The 18,398-nt window shown below is 58.8% G+C and carries 20 protein-coding genes; 9 read left to right on the top strand and 11 right to left on the bottom strand.

Translation table 11 applies throughout. From position 1 onward, the window contains the following. Positions 1-52: 52 nt before the first annotated feature. Positions 53-1,972 carry a tyrosine-protein phosphatase gene (locus tag QZR14_RS19590; protein WP_311997468.1) on the bottom strand — a complete coding sequence of 640 codons (1,920 nt, stop codon included), beginning with the start codon at positions 1,970-1,972 and terminating at the stop codon, positions 53-55. A gap of 159 nt (positions 1,973-2,131) precedes the next feature. Between QZR14_RS19590 and QZR14_RS19585 the strand changes: the two genes are divergently transcribed. Further along, the gene (locus tag QZR14_RS19585; protein WP_311997467.1) at positions 2,132-2,341 is read left to right on the top strand and encodes a hypothetical protein; all 210 of its coding nucleotides are present in this window, start codon (positions 2,132-2,134) and stop codon (positions 2,339-2,341) included. Between the two features lie 93 nt (positions 2,342-2,434). Here QZR14_RS19585 and QZR14_RS19580 read toward each other — a convergent pair whose 3' ends face one another. After that, positions 2,435-2,764 (bottom strand): DHCW motif cupin fold protein, encoded by a 330-nt coding sequence (locus QZR14_RS19580; RefSeq protein ID WP_095049927.1) that lies wholly within the window; start codon positions 2,762-2,764, stop codon positions 2,435-2,437. A 367-nt stretch (positions 2,765-3,131) separates the two neighbouring features. On the opposite strand from QZR14_RS19580, the gene QZR14_RS19575 reads away from it, so the two are divergent. Next, on the top strand, positions 3,132-4,649 hold the full coding sequence (locus QZR14_RS19575) for an EAL domain-containing protein (RefSeq protein WP_311997466.1): 1,518 nt from the start codon (positions 3,132-3,134) through the stop codon (positions 4,647-4,649). A 62-nt stretch (positions 4,650-4,711) separates the two neighbouring features. On the opposite strand, the gene QZR14_RS19570 is transcribed toward QZR14_RS19575, so the two are convergent. Beyond that, entirely contained in the window at positions 4,712-4,978 is a 267-nt protein-coding gene (locus QZR14_RS19570; RefSeq protein WP_250604762.1) for a hypothetical protein, read from the bottom strand. Positions 4,979-5,120: 142 nt separating this feature from the next. Here QZR14_RS19570 and tspO point away from each other — a divergent pair, with 142 nt between their 5' ends. Continuing rightward, positions 5,121-5,561, top strand: coding sequence for a tryptophan-rich sensory protein TspO (gene tspO / locus QZR14_RS19565; protein WP_007916213.1), 441 nt, complete (start codon positions 5,121-5,123; stop codon positions 5,559-5,561). After that, complete coding sequence (locus QZR14_RS19560; RefSeq protein WP_311997465.1) at positions 5,561-6,538, top strand: alpha/beta hydrolase; 978 nt, start codon at positions 5,561-5,563, stop codon at positions 6,536-6,538. The genes tspO and QZR14_RS19560 overlap by 1 nt, the downstream gene beginning before the upstream one ends. A gap of 314 nt (positions 6,539-6,852) precedes the next feature. On the opposite strand, the gene QZR14_RS19555 is transcribed toward QZR14_RS19560, so the two are convergent. Continuing rightward, positions 6,853-7,047: a hypothetical protein gene (locus QZR14_RS19555; RefSeq protein ID WP_093433302.1), complete on the bottom strand. Its 195-nt coding sequence runs from the start codon at positions 7,045-7,047 to the stop codon at positions 6,853-6,855. 234 nt (positions 7,048-7,281) lie between these two features. Between QZR14_RS19555 and QZR14_RS19550 the strand changes: the two genes are divergently transcribed. Then, positions 7,282-9,141: an ABC transporter ATP-binding protein gene (locus QZR14_RS19550; protein WP_311997464.1), complete on the top strand. Its 1,860-nt coding sequence runs from the start codon at positions 7,282-7,284 to the stop codon at positions 9,139-9,141. A gap of 104 nt (positions 9,142-9,245) precedes the next feature. Here the strand turns inward: QZR14_RS19550 and QZR14_RS19545 are convergent, their stop codons facing one another. Together QZR14_RS19545 and QZR14_RS19540 are read right to left on the bottom strand one after the other, a co-directional pair. Then, a complete protein-coding gene (locus QZR14_RS19545) occupies positions 9,246-10,115 on the bottom strand; it encodes an NmrA family NAD(P)-binding protein (protein ID WP_311997463.1) in 870 nt (289 codons plus the stop codon). Positions 10,116-10,147: 32 nt separating this feature from the next. Continuing rightward, positions 10,148-11,080 carry an NADP-dependent oxidoreductase gene (locus tag QZR14_RS19540; RefSeq protein WP_311997462.1) on the bottom strand — a complete coding sequence of 311 codons (933 nt, stop codon included), beginning with the start codon at positions 11,078-11,080 and terminating at the stop codon, positions 10,148-10,150. A gap of 102 nt (positions 11,081-11,182) precedes the next feature. Between QZR14_RS19540 and QZR14_RS19535 the strand changes: the two genes are divergently transcribed. After that, the gene (locus QZR14_RS19535; protein WP_311997461.1) at positions 11,183-12,058 is read left to right on the top strand and encodes a LysR substrate-binding domain-containing protein; all 876 of its coding nucleotides are present in this window, start codon (positions 11,183-11,185) and stop codon (positions 12,056-12,058) included. Positions 12,059-12,109: 51 nt separating this feature from the next. Here QZR14_RS19535 and QZR14_RS19530 read toward each other — a convergent pair whose 3' ends face one another. The 3 genes from QZR14_RS19530 to gabP form a co-directional block, all read right to left on the bottom strand. Continuing rightward, complete coding sequence (locus QZR14_RS19530; RefSeq protein WP_311997460.1) at positions 12,110-12,523, bottom strand: PaaI family thioesterase; 414 nt, start codon at positions 12,521-12,523, stop codon at positions 12,110-12,112. Between the two features lie 134 nt (positions 12,524-12,657). Beyond that, entirely contained in the window at positions 12,658-13,758 is a 1,101-nt protein-coding gene (locus QZR14_RS19525) for a GlxA family transcriptional regulator (protein ID WP_311997459.1), read from the bottom strand. 88 nt (positions 13,759-13,846) lie between these two features. Continuing rightward, a complete protein-coding gene (gene gabP / locus QZR14_RS19520; protein WP_250604746.1) occupies positions 13,847-15,247 on the bottom strand; it encodes a GABA permease in 1,401 nt (466 codons plus the stop codon). 518 nt (positions 15,248-15,765) lie between these two features. Between gabP and QZR14_RS19515 the strand changes: the two genes are divergently transcribed. Together QZR14_RS19515 and QZR14_RS19510 are read left to right on the top strand one after the other, a co-directional pair. Beyond that, positions 15,766-16,128, top strand: coding sequence for a hypothetical protein (locus QZR14_RS19515; protein WP_311997458.1), 363 nt, complete (start codon positions 15,766-15,768; stop codon positions 16,126-16,128). Between the two features lie 131 nt (positions 16,129-16,259). After that, positions 16,260-16,733, top strand: a complete 474-nt coding sequence (locus QZR14_RS19510; protein WP_311997457.1) for a short chain dehydrogenase — start codon at positions 16,260-16,262, stop codon at positions 16,731-16,733. Between the two features lie 44 nt (positions 16,734-16,777). Here QZR14_RS19510 and QZR14_RS19505 read toward each other — a convergent pair whose 3' ends face one another. Then, positions 16,778-17,212, bottom strand: coding sequence for a DNA methylase (locus tag QZR14_RS19505; protein ID WP_250604742.1), 435 nt, complete (start codon positions 17,210-17,212; stop codon positions 16,778-16,780). Between the two features lie 195 nt (positions 17,213-17,407). Here QZR14_RS19505 and QZR14_RS19500 point away from each other — a divergent pair, with 195 nt between their 5' ends. Next, positions 17,408-17,656 (top strand): DUF6555 family protein, encoded by a 249-nt coding sequence (locus QZR14_RS19500; RefSeq protein ID WP_077572547.1) that lies wholly within the window; start codon positions 17,408-17,410, stop codon positions 17,654-17,656. Between the two features lie 140 nt (positions 17,657-17,796). On the opposite strand, the gene QZR14_RS28140 is transcribed toward QZR14_RS19500, so the two are convergent. After that, positions 17,797-18,114 (bottom strand): DUF7677 family protein, encoded by a 318-nt coding sequence (locus QZR14_RS28140; protein WP_442967415.1) that lies wholly within the window; start codon positions 18,112-18,114, stop codon positions 17,797-17,799. Positions 18,115-18,398: the final 284 nt, after the last annotated feature.

Genomic DNA, 18,398 nt, shown 5'->3' with positions numbered 1-18,398 from the left:
AGGCTCGTGCGCGCAGCCCGACCGCTAGCTGCGCAGCCGAGCCCGGTGACCTTTAAAACGCGTAGCTGGCCTTGAGGCCGCCGTTGAAGCCGTGGCTGTCACCGCCGCCATTCGCGCCGACTTCTGCGCCCAGGCTCAGGGCGCCGAGGCTGGCCATGACGTTGACGCCGCCGCTGAATTGGTCGCGGTTGTCGAAGGCGGCGCGTTGTTCGATATCCAGGCCCAGCAGGTGACTTTGGCTGTCGACCTGGTTGTCGCCCAGTGTGCGTTCGTAACCCACTTGCACACCCGGCACCAGTTGCCAACTGCCCATCGCCACCGGGGCGAAGGCGACATTGAGGTTGGCGACTGCGCTGCGGCGGGTGGCGCTGTTGTCGTCGACGTCGAGCACCAGTTCGCTGCCCTTCTCTTTGAAGCCGTTGAGGTCGAGGTGGCTGACGCGAAAACCGAGGCTCGGCTCGAAGGTCATGCCGTTGACCGGGGCGCGATAGCCCAACGCAAGCGTGGCACCGCTGAGGTTGCCGTGGCTGTCGCCCTTCGCGGTGCCGAGGCCACCGCCGAGGTCGCGTTTGCTGTCGTAGTCGATGTAGCCGGCGCTGGCGTTGGCGTCGACGAACAGGCCTTGTTCGAGGCTGGTGAAGCCGTAGCGGGCGCCGAAGTTGAGGAAGGTGAAGTCGGTGTCGGCTTCGCCACCTGCGCCGCCAACAGTGCCTTTGCTGTAGCCAAAACCGCCGCGTGCGCTGAGTTGATCGCTGAAGCGTTGGGTGATGCCAACCATCAGGCCTTGGCTGTGTTCGTTGCTGCTTTCGGCGTGGGCCGAGCCGTCGGTGCCGAGATAGCCGGCGAGCGCGGTGGTCCAGAGGCGGTACTGGCCGACTTTGAGGTCGCTGCCGCTGGCGAACGGTGCGGCAGCTTGTTCGATCATCGCGTTTTGGCGCAGAAGGTAGCTGGCGGCGTCGGCATGGACTTGTCCGCCGACCTGGGATTCGACACCGCCGAGGGTGCCAGCGTCGATGGCCGATTGCAGGTAGTAGTTGTAGGCGCTGTAGGTGCCGGACAGGTTGGTGTTCTGCAACTCGCGGAGCAATTCGGCGCCGGCAGCGGCGTTGCCGATCAGCCCGGCCTGACCCGGCAGGCTGTTGTATTCGACCAGTTTGCCGCGCAGGACGTAAATGGTTTCCTGCGACAGACCGAGACCTTGTTTGAGGTAGTTGTCCATGCTGCCGTACTCGGTAGTGACTTCATCGAGGCCGGCCTGCAAGTAACTGGCCTGCACGCCGAGCAACGGCTCGTAAATGGCTGCCATGCTCGGCGGCAACGCCTTCAACGTGGCGGCGACGCGGGCGGCGGTGTAGTCGTTGGTCGCCAGGTAGTTGGCCATGATGGTGGCGTTGTCGACCCCGGCAATGCTCTGCAACACGGCGGCGGTCCAGCCGGTGCGATCCTTGCCGGCGGTGCAGTGGAACAGTTGCGCGGCATCGACACTGGCCAGTTCATTGAACAGCACGCCGAACTGGTCGCGCATGCCGGCGTCGCTGACGAAGGCGCGGTTGGTCTGCTCCATCATCGCAATGGCGTCGGCGGCGCTTTTGAAGGAGATGTTGGTGATGTTCGCGCCGGACGTGGTGCTGCCGATGATGTCGATGTTCTGGTAGGTCGCACCACTGATCAGCGTGTCCGGGGTGGCGGCGATTTCGCTGGGGGTGCGCAGGTCGTAGATGGCTTTGATGCCGAGACTGTTGAGGGTCGCCAGATCGCTGGCCGTCGGCGTCAGCGCGTTGGAGCGGTAGAACACGCCGCTGCGCATCGTGCCATCGTGGGCCGTGGTGTACGCGGCGGTGGTACCGGCGATATCACGGAAGTTGTCGATGCCCTGCAGGCGCGGTGTGTCGAGCGGCACGGGCTCGGCAGCATGGGCGGCGGCGATGGACAGGCTCAGTACGGACAGCGAACACAGAAGACGTTGAAACACAGTGCAGCCTCATTGTTTAAGCGTTGGGCTGGTCACTATGGGTAGGCAAGTGATACTGGATATGACAGTTTCGGCTTCAACGGAAATGGCTGCGCGATCGGGCCGTGGGGTGCGTGATCGGTCCATCCACCGGCAGAGAAAGTCTCAGGGATTACGAAAGTGGAAGATCTGATTCGAATGGCAACACACGAAGATGCCGCCATGATCAGTGAGCTCATCGTGAACATGGTGCCCTCCTCGATAACGGCTGAAGGTTTTTATCGATCGCTTGGGTTCGAGACGAATATCACGGCACCGAGCGAACGATCATCATGCAAAAGCAATGGTGATGGCAGTGCCGAACCCACCGTAGAACCATTGCAGCAGTGAGCCTGCTCGCGATGGCGGCCGGCCAGCTGAGGTGCGTGTTGGCTGAAAAGCCCCCATCACGAACAGAAAAGGTCTGAAGGCATCAGCGCAAACTCAATCGACGATGAACAGTTTCGCTCCAGTGGCGGTGAAGGATCGATGGCCTTCTGCGTCGTTGCCTACCTGGTAACTCATGCCGGGAGTCAATGTGAACTGGCGGCCATCCTCCAGTTCGGTCTGCAACTGCCCTTCCAGGCACAGGAGGATATGGCCGCGCCAGCACCAATGATCAGCGAGGTAGCCGGGGCTGTACTCGACCATCCGCACGCGCGTTGCGCCAAACTGGCAGGTTCGCCACCAGGCCGTGCCGGTTACCCCGGCATGCGCCTCCGGTTCTATGGTTGACCAATCGGTGGTACCGAAAGGAATGGCGGTGAGATCCATGGCTACCTCGTTGATGTTCGCGAAGCGCGCAAGGTATCAACGAGGGAATTGTGCCGATAGATACAGACTGCGCGGATTTGCGGGATACAGACTCTGAACACGTCCTTGTGGAAGCTGGCTTGCCAGTAAAGAGGCCCGGTCACGCAGTTCTCAGAACGCAGAGAAACCAAACAATCCGGGCAATCAGTTAAATTGATCTGGAGCAGTATTTACCCCACACGGCAGCCGTAATCTGCAATCGCTGAAAACAGCCGTGCTGTGCGCACGTCACAGGCCTTGAGGCCAAGGTGGCGCCATGAACAAAAAACGCATTGTCTGGGGGAGCATTCTCCTGGGCCTTCCGTGTGTCTTGCTTCCGGTTATTTTGATGGGTTACGTCGCCTGGATGTTGAATCTGGCCGCGGCTCAGCAACGGCTGGAAACCCTCGCATCCGTCGCCTCCAGTCGTGCCCATGGCACCTTCAATGAAGCGGCCGGCGCGCTGAAATCCATTGCCGGTTCCCGGCTGGTGCCGTGCACACCGGAAAGCATCGACGAGATGCGTCTGCTGACCATCAACACGCTTTCGGTGAAGTCGATCGGTTATGTCGAAGAAGAGATTTACGCCTGTGGTTCCTGGGGGCCGGTGGGGCAGCATGCGACGCCGTGGCGTGAGGATTTCACAACGGCGGATGGCGTGCGGGTTTCGCTCGGTGTGCAATCGCGCATCGTCCCGGCCAAGCCGATGATGGGGTTGCAGTACGCGGCGTTCAATGTGCTGGTCGATCCCGAGCAGTTTCTGCATGTGATGCTCGAAGAGGATCTGCACTTGGCGGTTGGCACCGCGACCGGACAATTGGTCAGCGCCTCGCGACCGGGCGCGGAGCACTTCTTGGCGCGCGTGCATTCAGGCCCGCATTCGGGCCTTGCCGACGGCTACCTCTACACCCTCGTCCACAGCGGTGACTGGGTCGCCATCGCCGCGCTGTCACGCCATGAATTGATGCAAGGCCTGATCCGCCGGGAGATGTTGCTGTTGCCGATCGGTGGCTTACTCTCAGGCGTGCTGGTGCTGCTGATCGTGCGCCGTACCCGCCAACGTCTGTCACCGCTGGCCGAACTGCAACTGGCAGTACGCAATCGCGAGTTCATCGTTCACTATCAACCGATCATCCGCCTCAGCGATGGTGCCTGTGTCGGCGCGGAAGCTCTGGTGCGTTGGCAACATCCGGACGGCACGCGGGTGAGTCCCGATGCGTTTATTCCGCTGGCTGAACACAGCGGTTTGATTCTGCCGATCACCGATCAGGTGATCGACAATGTACTGCGGGACGTCGGCCCGTTGCTGGTCAAAGAGCGCAGCCTGCACGTGGCAATCAACCTGGCGGCGAAGGACGTCAGCAGTGGCCGTTTCCTGCCAGTACTCGACACTGCGTTACGCCGCGCCAACGTGCAGCAAAAGCAGATCTGGCTGGAAGCCACTGAGCGCGGTTTCGTTGAGATTGACGCAGCCCGCACCACCGTCAATCGTGCCCGCGAGCTGGGTTATCTGGCGGCCATCGATGATTTCGGCACCGGTTTTTCCAGCCTCCAGCATTTGCAGCAACTGCCGCTGGATGTGCTGAAGATCGACAAATCGTTCGTCGACAACATCGACCACGACGCGGCGACCGGATCCGTGACCGGCCACATCATCGAAATGGCCAAGAGTCTGCGCCTGCAAATCGTAGCCGAAGGCATTGAGACCGAAGCGCAACGGGATTACCTGCGCGGTCAAGGTGTGCAGTTTGGGCAGGGCTGGCTGTTTGGCAAGGCGATGCCGGCGGCGGAGTTTTTGCGGTTCTATCAAGAGCGCAAGAACATGATGGCTGAACACGACGCGCAGGAAGCAGCGATGCCGGTTTAAGCGCCAAGGCAGGGAGAATAGTCTTCGTTGATCCCCGCCGTTGCCAAAATTTGCATCACGTTTCAGTTGGTCTGGCTGACAACCTTGATGTCCGTAATCCCTACCCGCTCGGCCCGTTCGAGGATCTGTTCGGGTGTTGAGTCTGCAGTGGGCATCATCAGACCGTTTTCCGCATCCCCCAAGTGCAGTTGAAGCAGATGCATCGCGGCCTCGTGCTCGGCCAGTTGCTGTTCCTTGAGTTCCAGCAGAAAAGTCCGAGGCTCGCCGTTGAATCGGTATTCGATGTGATAGGTGTACATGAGGTCATCCGCGTCAGTAGGAAAAGGCACTGATTATCCTGACGCGACGGTCAGTTTTTAGTTCAAATTTAATCGCCTCTCTGACCAATCTGAATTTCATGGCAAACTTTTTCCTTGCCGAGGCGTCCCTTTCTTAAACCCCCAACCGGCTGATTTCAGCCAAGGACTGGCGATGACCTTCTTCATTTTTCTTCTGGCCTGCGCAGCCGCAGCAACCACCGGCGTGATGTTCAAACCGGGGCCGTGGTACGAAGGGCTGAACAAACCCGGGTTCACCCCGCCCAATTGGGCGTTCCCGGTGGCCTGGACGATTATCTATCTGCTGCTGGCCTGGGCCGGTTACCGCTTGAGCCTGATCCCCGGCAGCCAGACCGTGCTGGCGTTGTGGGCGGCGCAGATTGCGCTGAACACGCTGTGGACGCCGGTGTTCTTCGGCGCACATCAGGTGTTGGCGGCGATGGTGATTCTCACCGTGTTGTGGCTGGTGGTCGCGGCGATGGTGGTACTGGCGATACAACTGGACCTGATCACTGGCTTGATCCTGTTTCCCTATCTGGCGTGGCTGTGCGTGGCGGCGGCGTTGAATTTCTCCATCCTGATCAAGAACCGCTGATGACCAATGCCAACTGGGGTAATGCAACACCGTGGCCGCAGGGCGAGCGCGAATTGGCGCAGGTGCGCGCCTTCAACAGGAAGCTGGCCTGGCTGCCGCGTTTCAAAATCCGCAATCGCCTGACGCCGCGTTTGATTCAGGCGCTGTTGCGCGTCAGTCAGATCGGCGGCTCGGGCGCGTTGCGCAAGTTTGGCCTGACAGCTGAGCGCCAGTTGATCGATAACGTGCCCGTGCGGATCATCCGCCCCAAAGGCCCGGCGAAAGGCGTGGTGCTGGACTTCCACGGTGGCGGCTGGGTGATCGGCAATGCGCAAATGGACGACAACTTCAACGCGGCCATCGTCGACAGCTGCCAGGTGACCTTGGTCTCGGTGGATTATCGACTGGCGGTGTCCACGCCCATCGAAGGACTGCTGGAAGATTGCCTCAACGCCACTCGTTGGTTGTTACAAGAGGCTGAGTTCACCGGCCTGCCCGTCGTGGTAGTCGGTGAATCGGCGGGTGGCCATCTCGCGGCGGCGACCCTATTGGCGCTGCAACAATGGCCCGATCTGCTGCAAAGAATCAGCGGCGCATTGCTGTATTACGGCGTCTACGACCTCACCGGAACATCCAGCGTACGTAACGCGCCCGCCGACACGCTGGTGCTGGATGGCCCCGGCATGGTCGAGGCGTTGCGCTTGCTCACACCCGACCTGACTGACGAGCAGCGCCGTCAGCCACCGTTGTCCCCGCTATATGGCGACTTCAGTGGTTTACCGCCCGCGCTGCTGTTTGCCGGCGAACTCGATCCGCTGCGCGACGACACCCTCGACATCGCCAAGCGCTGGGCGCAATCGGCGCCGGTCGAGATGTACCTGCTGCCCTCCTCGCCCCACGGTTTTATCCACTTTCCCACGGCCATCGCTCAGGGAGTTCTGGCCTACAGCCGGAAATGGATTTCGGCGCACATCGAGGCTGGCGCGCCGCGGGGTTGAAAACGGGCAGCCCGGCCAGCAGCTGAAGCGCTGTCCCACACTGTCTTGCATCAACGGAGCATCAAGAGCAAAAGGCCCACGGCTATCGCAATCCAACCAACAACCCTCGCTGCACCTGTCCATTGGTAATACCGGAGCTTATCTCTCTGCTCCTTTGTGAGCTCCTCAGCGGACATCAGGCGAGACCTCTCTGCCTTTACAGACTTTGAATAGCCGAACATATCGGACACATACAAAATCAGCCCCGCGCCTATCACCAACAGTGCGCAAGCGAAACTCACCATATCGATCCACTCTATCGAAACACGCCAGATTCAGGCGATGTAAAAGAAGTACAGCGCCAAGCCAAGCAACTGCATGAGCAACAGGATGGAAAGCAAATGATTGCACCCCTTCCAGACATTGCTCACCGGTTTGTTTCTGGCGACTCGGTAGCGCAGGTAACTGTCGAGTGAAAGCGACGCCGTGGGAATCAGCACGAACAGAAACGTCAAAAAGAAATTAAACATTTCCTTTGCCCATCGACTCCCAACCTGAAACCGGTTTTGTTCGCTGCATCGTGCGCTGCTCAAGTCGTCTGAGCAGACAGCTTAGCTGATCGGCATGCCCCCGGAATCCGTGGTGTTCTGCACCGAAGTGATCCCGGGCGATCACACTAGTGGGGACAAGTCAGTGACATGCAAACCCGCAACACCGCCATTCAATGGCAGAATCCCCAGACCCTGATAATTTCGGAGACCACAATGCTGCGCGTGTTTGAACAACGGCTCGACCCATTTCCTCCCGACGAAGCACCGCCTCCGCCCGTCGGCTTGATGCGGTTCCTGTGGGCCTGCACGCGCGGTGCACGCGGTTATATCCTTGCGCTGGCGCTGCTCAGTGCCGGCGTGTCGATCTACGAAGCCTGGCTGTTTTCCTTTCTTGGGCAAGTCGTGGACCTGCTCTCGACGTGGCAGGCCGGCGGCGGAGTCAACGCGCAGGAAAGTCGTGTGCTGTGGGGCATCGGCATCGTCTTGTTCATCAGCATCGGGCTGGTGGCGCTGCGCACTATGGTCCAGCACCAGATCCTCGCCATCAATCTGCCGTTGCGGCTGCGCTGGGACTTCCATCGGTTGATGCTGCGGCAAAGCCTTTCGTTCTTCTCCGATGAGTTCTCCGGACGGGTCACGACCAAGGTCATGCAGACCGCACTGGCCGTGCGCGAAGTGTTGTTCACCCTCATCGAAATTGCACCGGGCATCGGCGTTTACTTCATTGCGATCATCGCCCTGGCCGGCGGCTTTGCCCTGAAACTGATGCTGCCGTTCATTATCTGGGTCGCGTTGTTCGGGCTGGCCATGGTGTATTTCGTGCCGCGTCTTGGCCAGGTCGGCCAAGAACAGGCCGATGCGCGTTCGTCGATGACCGGGCGCATCGCCGACGCCTACACCAACATCACCACAGTGAAACTGTTCTCGCACTCCAAGCGTGAAGCGCACTTCGCCCGCGCGGCGATGGAGGATTTCAAGCTCACCGGTTTCCGCCAGATGCGTCTGGTCAGCCAGTTCGAGATCGTCAATCAGGCGCTGGTGGTCGGGCTGATTATCGGTGCCGGCGGCTATGCCCTGTGGCTCTGGCATCTGGGTCAGGTCGGTACCGGTGCGGTGGCGGCGATCACCGCCATGGCGCTGCGCATCAACGGCATGTCGCACTGGATCATGTGGCAGATGACGTCGCTGTTCGAAAACATCGGCACCGTGCAGGACGGCATGGCCACCCTCACCCGTGGCCCCAAAGTGCAGGACGCGCCGAACGCCGGCGTAATGGTGCCGGCGGGCGGCGCGGTGACGTTCGACAAGGTGAATTTCAACTACAACGGAGAACGTCAGGTCCTCGACAACCTGAGCCTGAACATCCGCGCCGGCGAGAAAATCGGCCTGGTCGGCCGCTCCGGTGCGGGCAAATCGACGCTGATCAACCTGCTGTTGCGCTTCTATGATGTCGACAGCGGCGAGATTCGCATCGACGGCCAGAACATCGCGCATGTCACCCAAGACAGTCTGCGCAGCGCGATCGGCATGGTCACCCAGGATACATCCCTGCTGCACCGCTCGATTCGCGACAACATCGCCTACGGCCGCCCGGACGCCACCGACGAAGATATCCGCCGGGCTGCCGCCAATGCGCAGGCCGACGGTTTCATCAGCCAATTGAGCGACAAGCAAGGCCACAGCGGCTACGACACGCTGGTCGGCGAACGCGGCATCAAACTGTCCGGCGGCCAACGCCAACGCATCGCCATCGCCCGAGTGATGCTGAAGAACGCGCCAATCCTGCTGCTCGACGAAGCCACCAGCGCGCTGGACTCGGAAGTCGAAGTGGCCATTCAGGAAAGCCTCGATGAAATGATGCAGGGTAAGACCGTCATCGCTATTGCGCATCGGCTGTCGACGATTGCGGCGATGGATCGACTGATTGTCATGGATGAGGGGCGGATTATCGAGCAAGGGACGCACGCTGAGTTGCTGAGCCGGAACGGTATTTATGCGCGGCTTTGGCAGCATCAGAGTGGCGGGTTTCTGGGTGAGGATCAGGGCGTGGCGGCGGCGATGGATCAGGCTTGAGGGTTTCGGACTGAGTGGGGAGCAGTCGCTTGTGAGCGACTGCTTTACGTTTTGGATGGGGGCATTGCACTGGCAAAAATCACCTATGCCCCCGGCCTGACGGTTTAAGCTTCGGAAACGGCCTCGCGCACGAAATCCTCATAGGTGCGCAGCGGGTGCCCAATCAGGGCCTGAATCTGTTTTACCGTTTTTTCAGCGGAGCGCATGCCGAATTTCTGGATGCCCGCCATCATCAGACGCATGTCATAAGCCAGCCAGGTGGGGCCATACGCAGCCAGTTGTCCTTCGAAAGCCGCGACGTCATCACCACCATAGGCGACTTCGCGGCCCAGAGCAGTACTCCAGATACTCGCCACGGACGCACCGGTGAGTGCTTGCGGCCCAACCAATTCCAGCGTTACACGATCCAGCGCTGCGGGTGCCTTGTCACGTCGCAGCAGCTCTGCGACCGCAACATCAGCGATATCGCGCGCGTCAATCATCGACACGCCGGCGGCGCCAATCGGCATTGGATACACCGAGTGGTTCTGGATAGCCTGTTGCACCATCCGGTCGTTCTGCATGAAATAAGCCGGACGCAGAACCGTGGCAGGCATGTCGAAACTCTCGATCATGCGCTCAACCGTATATTTGCCAGTGAAGTGCGGGACATTGGTGAATGTGTCGGCATGGATCACCGACAGATAGACAACGCGTTCGATCCCCACCTCGCGAGCCAGGTTTAGTGTAATCAACGCCTGAGTGACCTCATCGGGCGTCACAGCATTGAGCAGGAACAGCGTACGCACCGAGGCCAGTGCAACGCGCATCGACGCTACGTCCGTGAGGTCGGCGACCACTTCAGTGACGCCAGCCGGAAATTCCCGCTTGCCCGTTTGACGCACAAGGGCTTTGACCTCGGCGCCCGCGCTAGCAAGGCCTTGAGTGATCAGTGAACCAATGGTGCCGGTGGCGCCAATAACCAAAATGCTCATGTTTAAAACTCCTGCGTGGGATTCAAAGTGGATCAGCGAGTGAAATCCGCAACGACCTTGCCGGTCCGTGAGGTGCGATTGCGTTCGATCGCTTCGGGAATATCAGAGAAACCAACGACATCGCCGATCCTCGATTGAAGCGTGCCGCTGGCGACTTCCCTGGCCAGTTTCTCCAGCAAGTGAGGATCAGGCTTGTTCATGAACCAGAGGCCTCGGCGATTCGCCGGCGTTCTGGAAAGGATGTCGGGGGATGAAGTGCCAACAACCACACCGTCCTGCGCCAATACCTGCCACGACCGGTCCAGGACCTCACCACCGACGTAGTCGAGCACCAGTTCGATATGGCGGACGATGTTTTCGAAACGCTGAGATTGGTAGTCAATGACAGAGTCGGCGCCGAGGCTTCGTACGTAATCGAGGTCGGCAGTCCCCGCCGTTGCAAAGACCACGGCGCCCGCCCGCTTGGCGTACTGCACGGCATAAGCGCCCAGCCCGCCTGCTGCGCCATGAATCAGGATTCGCTGCCCTGCGCGGATAGGCCCCGCGTGATGAAGACTGTTCCATGCCGCAATGGCTGCTACAGGCATGGCGGCCGCATGGATGTCGTCCAGGGCCTCAGGCGTGAGGGACAGACTCGCTTCGTTTACGGTCACGAACTCAGCGTAAGCGCCCAATGCGCCCATCGCTGCCATGACGCGGTCGCCAACACTGAAACGAGAGACTCCGGGGCCCACCGCTTCAATCACTCCGGCCATTTCGGCGCCCAGCACGATGGGCAGTGGCAGCGCGAATGCATTGCGCACCTGTCCTTCGCGAATCTTCCAGTCGATGCCATTTACGCCCGCGGCTTGAACCCGAACCAGCACCTGGCCTTGCTCGGGTGTTGGTTTCTCGATCCTGGAAACTTGTGCGACTTGTACACCACCGTAGGCTCGTATCAATACGGCGCGTTGAAGTGTATTCATGGGAATTCCTCATCTCGTGTTCCGATGACAAGAAATTAATCCGTTGCGCAGACAAAACGAAGACCACAAAATCCATACACCTCGTTTCAAATATGGAACACCATGAACATTAACGCGCTACTGGATTTCATCCTCGTCGGCACTCATTCAGGGCTGGGAAAGGCGAGCCGTGCGAGCGGCATTCCCAAAGCCACGTTGTCGCGACGGATCGCGGAACTGGAAGATCAACTCGGCGTGCGGCTGATAGAGCGCAGCGCGCGCGGTCTGAAGCTCACCGAAGCGGGTGAGGCGCTGATTTCCCGAACCGAAGGCCCGCTCAGTGAAGTGACCGACGCCATGACCGCAGCAGGTGAAGGCGTATCAACGCCTCGCGGACGTCTGCGGGTCGCTGCGCCGATTCTGTTCTCGCAGCTCGCAATGGGACGTATCGGCGCCGAGTTCTGTGCCGCTTATCCGGATGTATTCATCGAGGTCGTTTCGGAAGATCGCAGGGTGGATCTGGTGGAGGAACAATTTGACGTCGCCATTCGAATCAACCCGAGCCCGGACGGCAGCCTGGTCGGCCGGTGCTTCGCCAAAGACCGAATGGTCGTGGTGGCAGCGCCTGAAATACTCAGGCCGGTGCCCGGCGCGATCAGCGCCGTTCCCGCTATCGTGACGTCGACTTTCCAGCCAACACACTGGAGTCTTGATGGCGGGCAGTTGGTTTTGGAGCCAATCCCGAAGATGCAATTCTCTTCGCTACTGATGGTTCGCGATGCCGCTATCGCCGGCGGCGGTGCAGCGCTCATCCCGCAGTCCATCGCCTGGAACCAGCTCTCCCGTGGTGAGCTGGTTCAGTGGGGGACGGTGGCAGATGCCGAACCAGCGCTTTGGGTCCTGCATACCTCCCGGCGACTCGCGGCGCCAAAGGTCCGCGCATTCGTCGACTTCATGTGTGACAGGTATTCAGACATGTCTCTCGTGCTGAGGGGATAGAACTTGATCAGGTTCGGGCTCGTGTGCCCGTTGCCTTGATGCACAACTTTTTCAACTCACCGGCACCGCAAATACAGCACTGGCCCGCGCAACGTTTCGCTCCCCAACATGCAAACTGACAGCAGCAAACGCCAGCTGCCTTCCCTTTTTCGAGTATTCCAAACGCACTTCCAGCCACTCGTTCATTTGCACCGCGCCGAGATAATCCAGGGTCATGCTCGCGGTGATCAATGGCTGCGGAGGGTCGCTGGAAAAGGCCATGGCGTAGCCCATTCCAACATCGGCCAGTGTCGCCAATACGCCGCCATGCAAGGTGCCGCGGCCATTGGCATGGCGTGAGTCGGTCAATAAGCCCAGCTCCAGTTGCAGCCCGCTGCCCCGCGCGTAGATCGGGCCGAGCAAATCGAGCAACGGGCTGCTGCGGGTAAACGCGGTGAAACCTTCGGGAATTGCGGTGGCGTCCATGGTCCCTCCGTGTGCCGGTGACTCACCGGCTTCATTGAGCTTAATGGGAGGGTTTATTGGCAATCGCCTGATGGAGCAAGAACTATACGGATGCGGAATCTCCGGTGATCAACTGTCGAAGCAGGATCGACCGCTCATCCCGTGGACGCCAGATCGCCACGCTCCATCATTCGAACACTGGCAAACGTCGATTCGTTGCGCGCCTGATCGAGCGTTGTCGCCGGTTTGATTGCAGACGGTTGCGCTACCGATTTACGGCTCATTTCAGAGCCGGATCGCTCGTCACTCGGCGGCACGCCAAAGTGTTCGCGATAGCACTTGGAAAAATGCGGCGTGGAGACGAAACCGCACACGTACGCCAGCTCGACGATCGACAAGGACGTCTGCTTGAGCAGTTGTCGCGCCCGGATCAGCCGCAGTCTCAAGTAGTAGCGCGACGGTGTGCATTGCAGGTATTTCTGAAACAGCCGCTCAAGTTGTCGACGTGACAGATCGACGTACTCCGCCAAATTATCCAGGTCGATCGGTTCCTCAAGATTGGCCTCCATCAACGCCACCACTTCTTGCAGCTTCGGCTGGTGCGTGCCGACCACATGTTTGAGCGGAACGCGCTGATGATCCTGCTCGTTGCGGATGCGCTCGTAGACGAACATCTCCGAGATGGCGGTGGCCAGTTCACGACCATGATCGCGCGCAATCAGGTGCAACATCATGTCCAGCGGCGCGGTGCCTCCGGAGCTGGTGAAGCGGTTGCGATCGAGGGTAAAGAGGCTGGTGCTGACGCTCACACGCGGAAAAGCTTCCTGCATGGCCGCCAGAAATTCCCAATGCACACTGCACTCGTAGCCATCAAGCAGCCCGGCCTTGGCGAGCGCCCAGCTACCGGTGCAGACCCCGCCCAGGCGCTTGGACTGTCGCGCCAAGGCTTGCAGCCACGTCGTGTGCTCGCGAGTGATCGAACTCTGGATGCCGACGCCACCGCAGACGATGACCGTGTCCGCCACGGAGGGATTGCTCCACGACCCATCCGGCGTGATCGGCACGCCGTCGCTGGCCCAGACCGCCGCGCCATTGGCGCTGAAGGTATGCCAGCGATACAGCGTTCGCCCCGTCAGTTGATTGGCCATGCGCAATGGCTCGACGGCGGACGCCAGCGACATGAGGGTGAATTTGTCCAACAGCAGAAACCCGACGGATTGGGTCGCACCGTCGGCCACGGAGGAGATCGATGACATCATGTCCTCATGAAAATGGGTCTGAGACGCAGGCGTCTGTCATTCCCTTCGGCCTTCGCGAAGGGAGTATCAGGTTCCGCGCAAACGCCTACCCAACCGACGAGACCCTCGCCGTCGGCGCAGGATGACGCGACGTCAACAGGCCAATAAAGGAAATCGCCAGCGCCAGGCCGATGGTTGTCGTGACTTCGGTGCGGTGTTGCGGGGTGATCATCATCACCGCCAGCGCGGCGCAGATGAACACGATCACCAGCCACGTCAGCCACGGAAACAGCCACATGCGAAAGGTCAGTTCGACGTTGCGCTGTTGCAATATCCGCCGCATGCGCAGCTGCGACACCGCAATCGCCAGATACACCAGCAAGGCAATCGCCCCGGAGCTGGCCAGCAGGAATTCAAACAGCCCGGCGGGCATGAAGTAGCTCCACACGGTGATCGACGCACCCAGCACGGTGCTGGCGATAACCGCGGCGCGAGGCACGCCTTCCGAAGAAGTCGCCTTCAACGCTTTCGGCGCATCGCCACGCCGGCCCAGCGAGTACAGCATGCGCGAGGCGATGTAGATCGAGGAGTTCATGCAACTGGCCACGGCGATCAGGACGACGACGTCGACCATGAACTTGGCGTGCGGGATGTTCATGATTTCCAGGGCGCGCTGGTAAGAACCGACCGAAGCCAGCAGCGGATCATTCCAGGGCACCACGGAGATGACCACGAAGATCGACAGCAGGTAAAACACGCCGATACGCCAGATCACCGAGCGCGTGGCTTTGGCAATGTTGCGCGACGGGTCGTTCGATTCGGCAGCGGCGATGGTCACCGCTTCGGTACCGATGAAGCTGAACATGATGGTGATGAAAGCACCGACCACCGCCGACAATCCGTTGGGCGCAAATCCGCCGTGTTCGGCCATCAATCCGCTCAAGCCGCTGACTTCACGATCGGGCACCCAGCCCATCAACACGGCAAAACCGACGCCGATAAAACCGATGATCGCCACGACTTTGGCCATGGCGAACCAGAACTCGAACTCACCATACTTGGACACGCTGAACAGGTTGGTCACCACCAGTGCAATGATCGAACCCAAGGCAAACAACCAGGCATCGACCTGCGGAAACCATTGGTTCAGCACGTGCCCGGCGGCCAGCGCTTCGATAGGAATCACCAGCACCCAGAACCACCAGTACAACCAGCCGATGGTAAAACCGGCCCAGCGCCCGATGGCCTGGTCGGCATAGGTCGAGAATGAGCCAGTATCGGGATTGGCCACCGCCATCTCGCCGAGCATGCGCATGACCAGCACGACGAGCAAACCGGAGAACAGATAAGCCAGCAGAACCGCCGGCCCCGCCGCAGCAATGGCATGTCCTGAACCTACGAACAATCCGGCGCCGATAATTCCGGCGATGGACAACATAGTGACGTGACGAGGCTTGAAGCCCTGCGCCAATTGGCTACTCGAATCCATGGAGTTCGGGCTGATCATTGGTTTTTTTATTCTCTGCTGAACGACATTCAAGCAAGTTGACTGGGCAACCGAGCACGTTCGTTGCCTGCTGAACCTCCCGAAAGAAGTCCGTTCAACCGCCGCAGTTCTTATCAACCCCATGATCTGAATGGGATTATTTTGATGTGAAGACGCGTCACCTTACCCGGCCTGTCAGATGATTCAGTAGCCTGATTGCGCCATGGTTGTGTCTGATATCGACATTCGAAGACTTTGCGGTCGAGATAAATACCTATCAGTCAGCTGGAAGTCTCAGAGTAGATTGCGGGTACCGAGACTACTTCGATTGACGACCTTGCCTACAAAAACAGCGGAATTCGCTGCTTGTAGGCATGAGGCTGGCCTTCTATCGTTTGCCAGCAACCGAACTACAGTAGCCGCTTAGGCGATCGCAAATGTAAGTGACGTATCACGGCTCCCTTTAGCGTGATACGCACCACGCAAACACAGTTGGCGAGCCAGAGCATAAAAACACCACTCAAACAAAGATCATGAAAATGAATCACAAAAAACTCGGTTCCGGGATGCAAAGTTTCCTCTCGTGGATCTTTATTCTTTTATTTATTACCTGCACCAACACCCTCGTCTATCTCTCCTCGCTTCTGGATCTCAGAGAAAGCGCACACCTCATTTTTGTATTCAGCTTCTATCTCCTTGCTTACATCGCAGCGTTGTTTTTGTTAGCAAAGACATGGCAACTCCTGCACATGCTTCTGGCCCCCAAACCATTGCCCAACGAAAAAATAGTCATCACTCAGGAGGTAACGTTTGAGGAACTTGAAAAAATCAAGTCGCTCCTGAGTGAGATGAGGTCTTCAGAAAAACAAGGATTTTCTGGTCCTTCGGCACACGTCGCGTAGGCTGGCGCTTTTGCGCAAATCGCTCGGCTTTTAATCCTGCGCTTCACAGCGCCACCGACCTTTCCTCCATTGCATGGAACCCTGCCGGATCTGCGTTCTCTATCGCAAAACCAACCGAGGAGGGATTCACCATGATTGCCCCTGAAACCGGTATGAAACCGGGTGAGCGTTACCGCATTGAAGGCGTCGAGCGCGCGCCGCAATTTCCTGGATTTTTCCTCGATGGCAAGTATTACCTGGGCCCCGAGTTGCAGACGGCCGTCGGCTGGCTTGAAGGACAGAATTTCCTGTATGACCAACTCGATCCCAATGGCGAGCCGGTTTATCCGGGCAGAATCGTTGGCACGATTACCGCGCGGACACTGGAACTGGCGGATGGGTTGCGTCTGAGCATCGAGGAAATGCCGTTTCAGGCAGAAGCCGTTTCACCATTGCGGACGTTTGACGAAGTGACCGTTGAAACCCGACCACTGACGATATCGCAGCGGCACACAATAGCCGGCCGCCAGCCGATGCAACCTTCTGCGCTGTTGGTTGCAGGCGCGGCATTGCTGGTAGGGCTGTGCTTGTTGGCGATCAATCGTTCTGGCCGTCGAGTCAAATAGGCTTTGCACGACGCGGGCGGTGACCGTTTTTTTACGGCCCGCGATCAAAGGCTGATTACAGCGCTGGCTTCGCGCATGAAGATTTCCACGGTCTTCGGGCCGATGCCATCGAACTCCGCCAGTCGCTTCTCGAATGCCTGGCGATCAGGGCTTGCCTCGATCATATGGCTGACCTTGCCCGCGTACTCGTCGTTAAGCTTGCGTGCCAAGGCGTGCAGCCGCTCGGCAGTGGTCTCGTCGTAACGCACGTAATGCGCATCCCCTAGCATCGCGACCAGTTCACGATGGCTGCACGCAGCCAGTTTGCGCGGTGTATCGCGCCCGTGTTTATCGGCAATCACCCGATACGCTTCGGCGGCGATTTCAGCCTGTATCCGCTTGCCCATCAAGAAGCTCGCGAGCAGCCATTTGAACAAGCCACCGTCATCGTTGTGCTTAAGGTGAATGTTCAAATCCCTGGCGCTGATGGTCTTGTTCACCGCTAACCTCCGGGGTTGAAATCGTGGGGATTTTTCGTCCTCTGCCTGCCTGGCAGACGCTTGATCGTTAGGCTGCCGCCGGTTCCAACCGTTCAAAGCAAAACACTTACCAGCGGCCTGAAACGAACTCCCGAAAATCCTTTGAATTTTTTTCGTCGGCAAAACTCATTTGCGTATGAGCGTAAGGAGGAGCGCATGAGTAACGTCGACATCTTCGTCATCGAATACAAACTTCACGGCCAGCCAAAGTCATTCGTCATCCGCGCAAAAACCATGCGCAACGCTGACGCATGGCATTGGGCGAGTTGCGACGCCGGCATTGCGCCGATTCCAAAACCCGGCAAGCCACCGTTGAAAGTCATCTCCAAACCCCAGGCCGAACGGTTTGGCATCACCGAGGTGAAATGGCGCGAAACGGCGACAGTGGACTGGACGGAGGCTTAGTCATACTCAAACAGATCGGTAATACGCTGGATGGTGGGATTTGGCAGTCGCCGTGAGAATCCTCGAGCGCCACGCCGACGCCTGGCGGATACAAACCCGGGCATCCCGCGGATGTCTCGGGCTGGCACGTAAACTAGACATTAGCTCGTGCTTTTGGGTGGCCCATAGAGTTCGGTTTCCCAGTCCTCAAAAGGCGGTTTTACTTCGAAAGACCGATCGCAGTATGACCGTAGGTAGTCAGTCGCCCTTCTTTGCGCGTAAGTGAAATTGAGGACATTGCCTTCGTCGTCCATCTCTATGACATTCGCAAATATCGCAAAGACCTGTTCAATCGCACTGGGCTCTGAGCCATACATATCGAGGTACTTCACGTCCTTGAGCATGTAGTGGCTTCCACTGGCCATGAAGTATGCGAACGTTCGGAGTGCTCCACTGAAATCGTTACTTAGCTTTTTCATATCAGGTTCTTGTAGGCAACATTAAGGATTTGATTAAGAGGCGATTTTCATCCCCCCCCCCCCCGAGCGAGCAAAGCAAATGACCCGGGGTGTATAAGCCGAGGACCTAACGCACGGTGACTGCACCTGATTACTGGCTGACTAACGGAAGACCTAGCGTAAGAGGAGCGCCATCTATTTGCTATCATCCTGATGCTTTTTTGTGGCCGAATGCGCGAGCGACACGCCCACGTAGCGTCTCGCGCTGGCCACCGGCGGTCCGGCAATTCGACTATTCATGTAAG

It is taken from the genome of Pseudomonas sp. rhizo66, from assembly GCF_031931925.1.
GTDB lineage: Bacteria > Pseudomonadota > Gammaproteobacteria > Pseudomonadales > Pseudomonadaceae > Aquipseudomonas.
The sequence above is the reverse complement of the archived record's forward strand: the minus strand, read 5'-3'. Positions and strand labels throughout refer to the sequence as shown.

What these genes read in the sequence shown, in the direction of transcription:
- QZR14_RS19580 (WP_095049927.1), bottom strand. Translation starts at nt 2,764, where the DNA reads ATGGATCTCACCGCCATTCCTTTCGGTACCACCGATTGGTCAACCATA.
- QZR14_RS19575 (WP_311997466.1), top strand. Translation starts at nt 3,132, where the DNA reads ATGGGTTACGTCGCCTGGATGTTGAATCTGGCCGCGGCTCAGCAACGG.
- tspO (WP_007916213.1), top strand. Translation starts at nt 5,121, where the DNA reads ATGACCTTCTTCATTTTTCTTCTGGCCTGCGCAGCCGCAGCAACCACC.
- QZR14_RS19560 (WP_311997465.1), top strand. Translation starts at nt 5,561, where the DNA reads ATGACCAATGCCAACTGGGGTAATGCAACACCGTGGCCGCAGGGCGAG.
- QZR14_RS19555 (WP_093433302.1), bottom strand. Translation starts at nt 7,047, where the DNA reads ATGTTTAATTTCTTTTTGACGTTTCTGTTCGTGCTGATTCCCACGGCG.
- QZR14_RS19550 (WP_311997464.1), top strand. Translation starts at nt 7,282, where the DNA reads ATGCTGCGCGTGTTTGAACAACGGCTCGACCCATTTCCTCCCGACGAA.
- QZR14_RS19545 (WP_311997463.1), bottom strand. Translation starts at nt 10,115, where the DNA reads ATGAGCATTTTGGTTATTGGCGCCACCGGCACCATTGGTTCACTGATC.
- QZR14_RS19540 (WP_311997462.1), bottom strand. Translation starts at nt 11,080, where the DNA reads ATGAATACACTTCAACGCGCCGTATTGATACGAGCCTACGGTGGTGTA.
- QZR14_RS19535 (WP_311997461.1), top strand. Translation starts at nt 11,183, where the DNA reads ATGAACATTAACGCGCTACTGGATTTCATCCTCGTCGGCACTCATTCA.
- QZR14_RS19530 (WP_311997460.1), bottom strand. Translation starts at nt 12,523, where the DNA reads ATGGACGCCACCGCAATTCCCGAAGGTTTCACCGCGTTTACCCGCAGC.
- QZR14_RS19525 (WP_311997459.1), bottom strand. Translation starts at nt 13,758, where the DNA reads ATGTCATCGATCTCCTCCGTGGCCGACGGTGCGACCCAATCCGTCGGG.
- gabP (WP_250604746.1), bottom strand. Translation starts at nt 15,247, where the DNA reads ATGATCAGCCCGAACTCCATGGATTCGAGTAGCCAATTGGCGCAGGGC.
- QZR14_RS19515 (WP_311997458.1), top strand. Translation starts at nt 15,766, where the DNA reads ATGAATCACAAAAAACTCGGTTCCGGGATGCAAAGTTTCCTCTCGTGG.
- QZR14_RS19510 (WP_311997457.1), top strand. Translation starts at nt 16,260, where the DNA reads ATGATTGCCCCTGAAACCGGTATGAAACCGGGTGAGCGTTACCGCATT.
- QZR14_RS19500 (WP_077572547.1), top strand. Translation starts at nt 17,408, where the DNA reads ATGAGTAACGTCGACATCTTCGTCATCGAATACAAACTTCACGGCCAG.
- QZR14_RS28140 (WP_442967415.1), bottom strand. Translation starts at nt 18,114, where the DNA reads ATGAAAAAGCTAAGTAACGATTTCAGTGGAGCACTCCGAACGTTCGCA.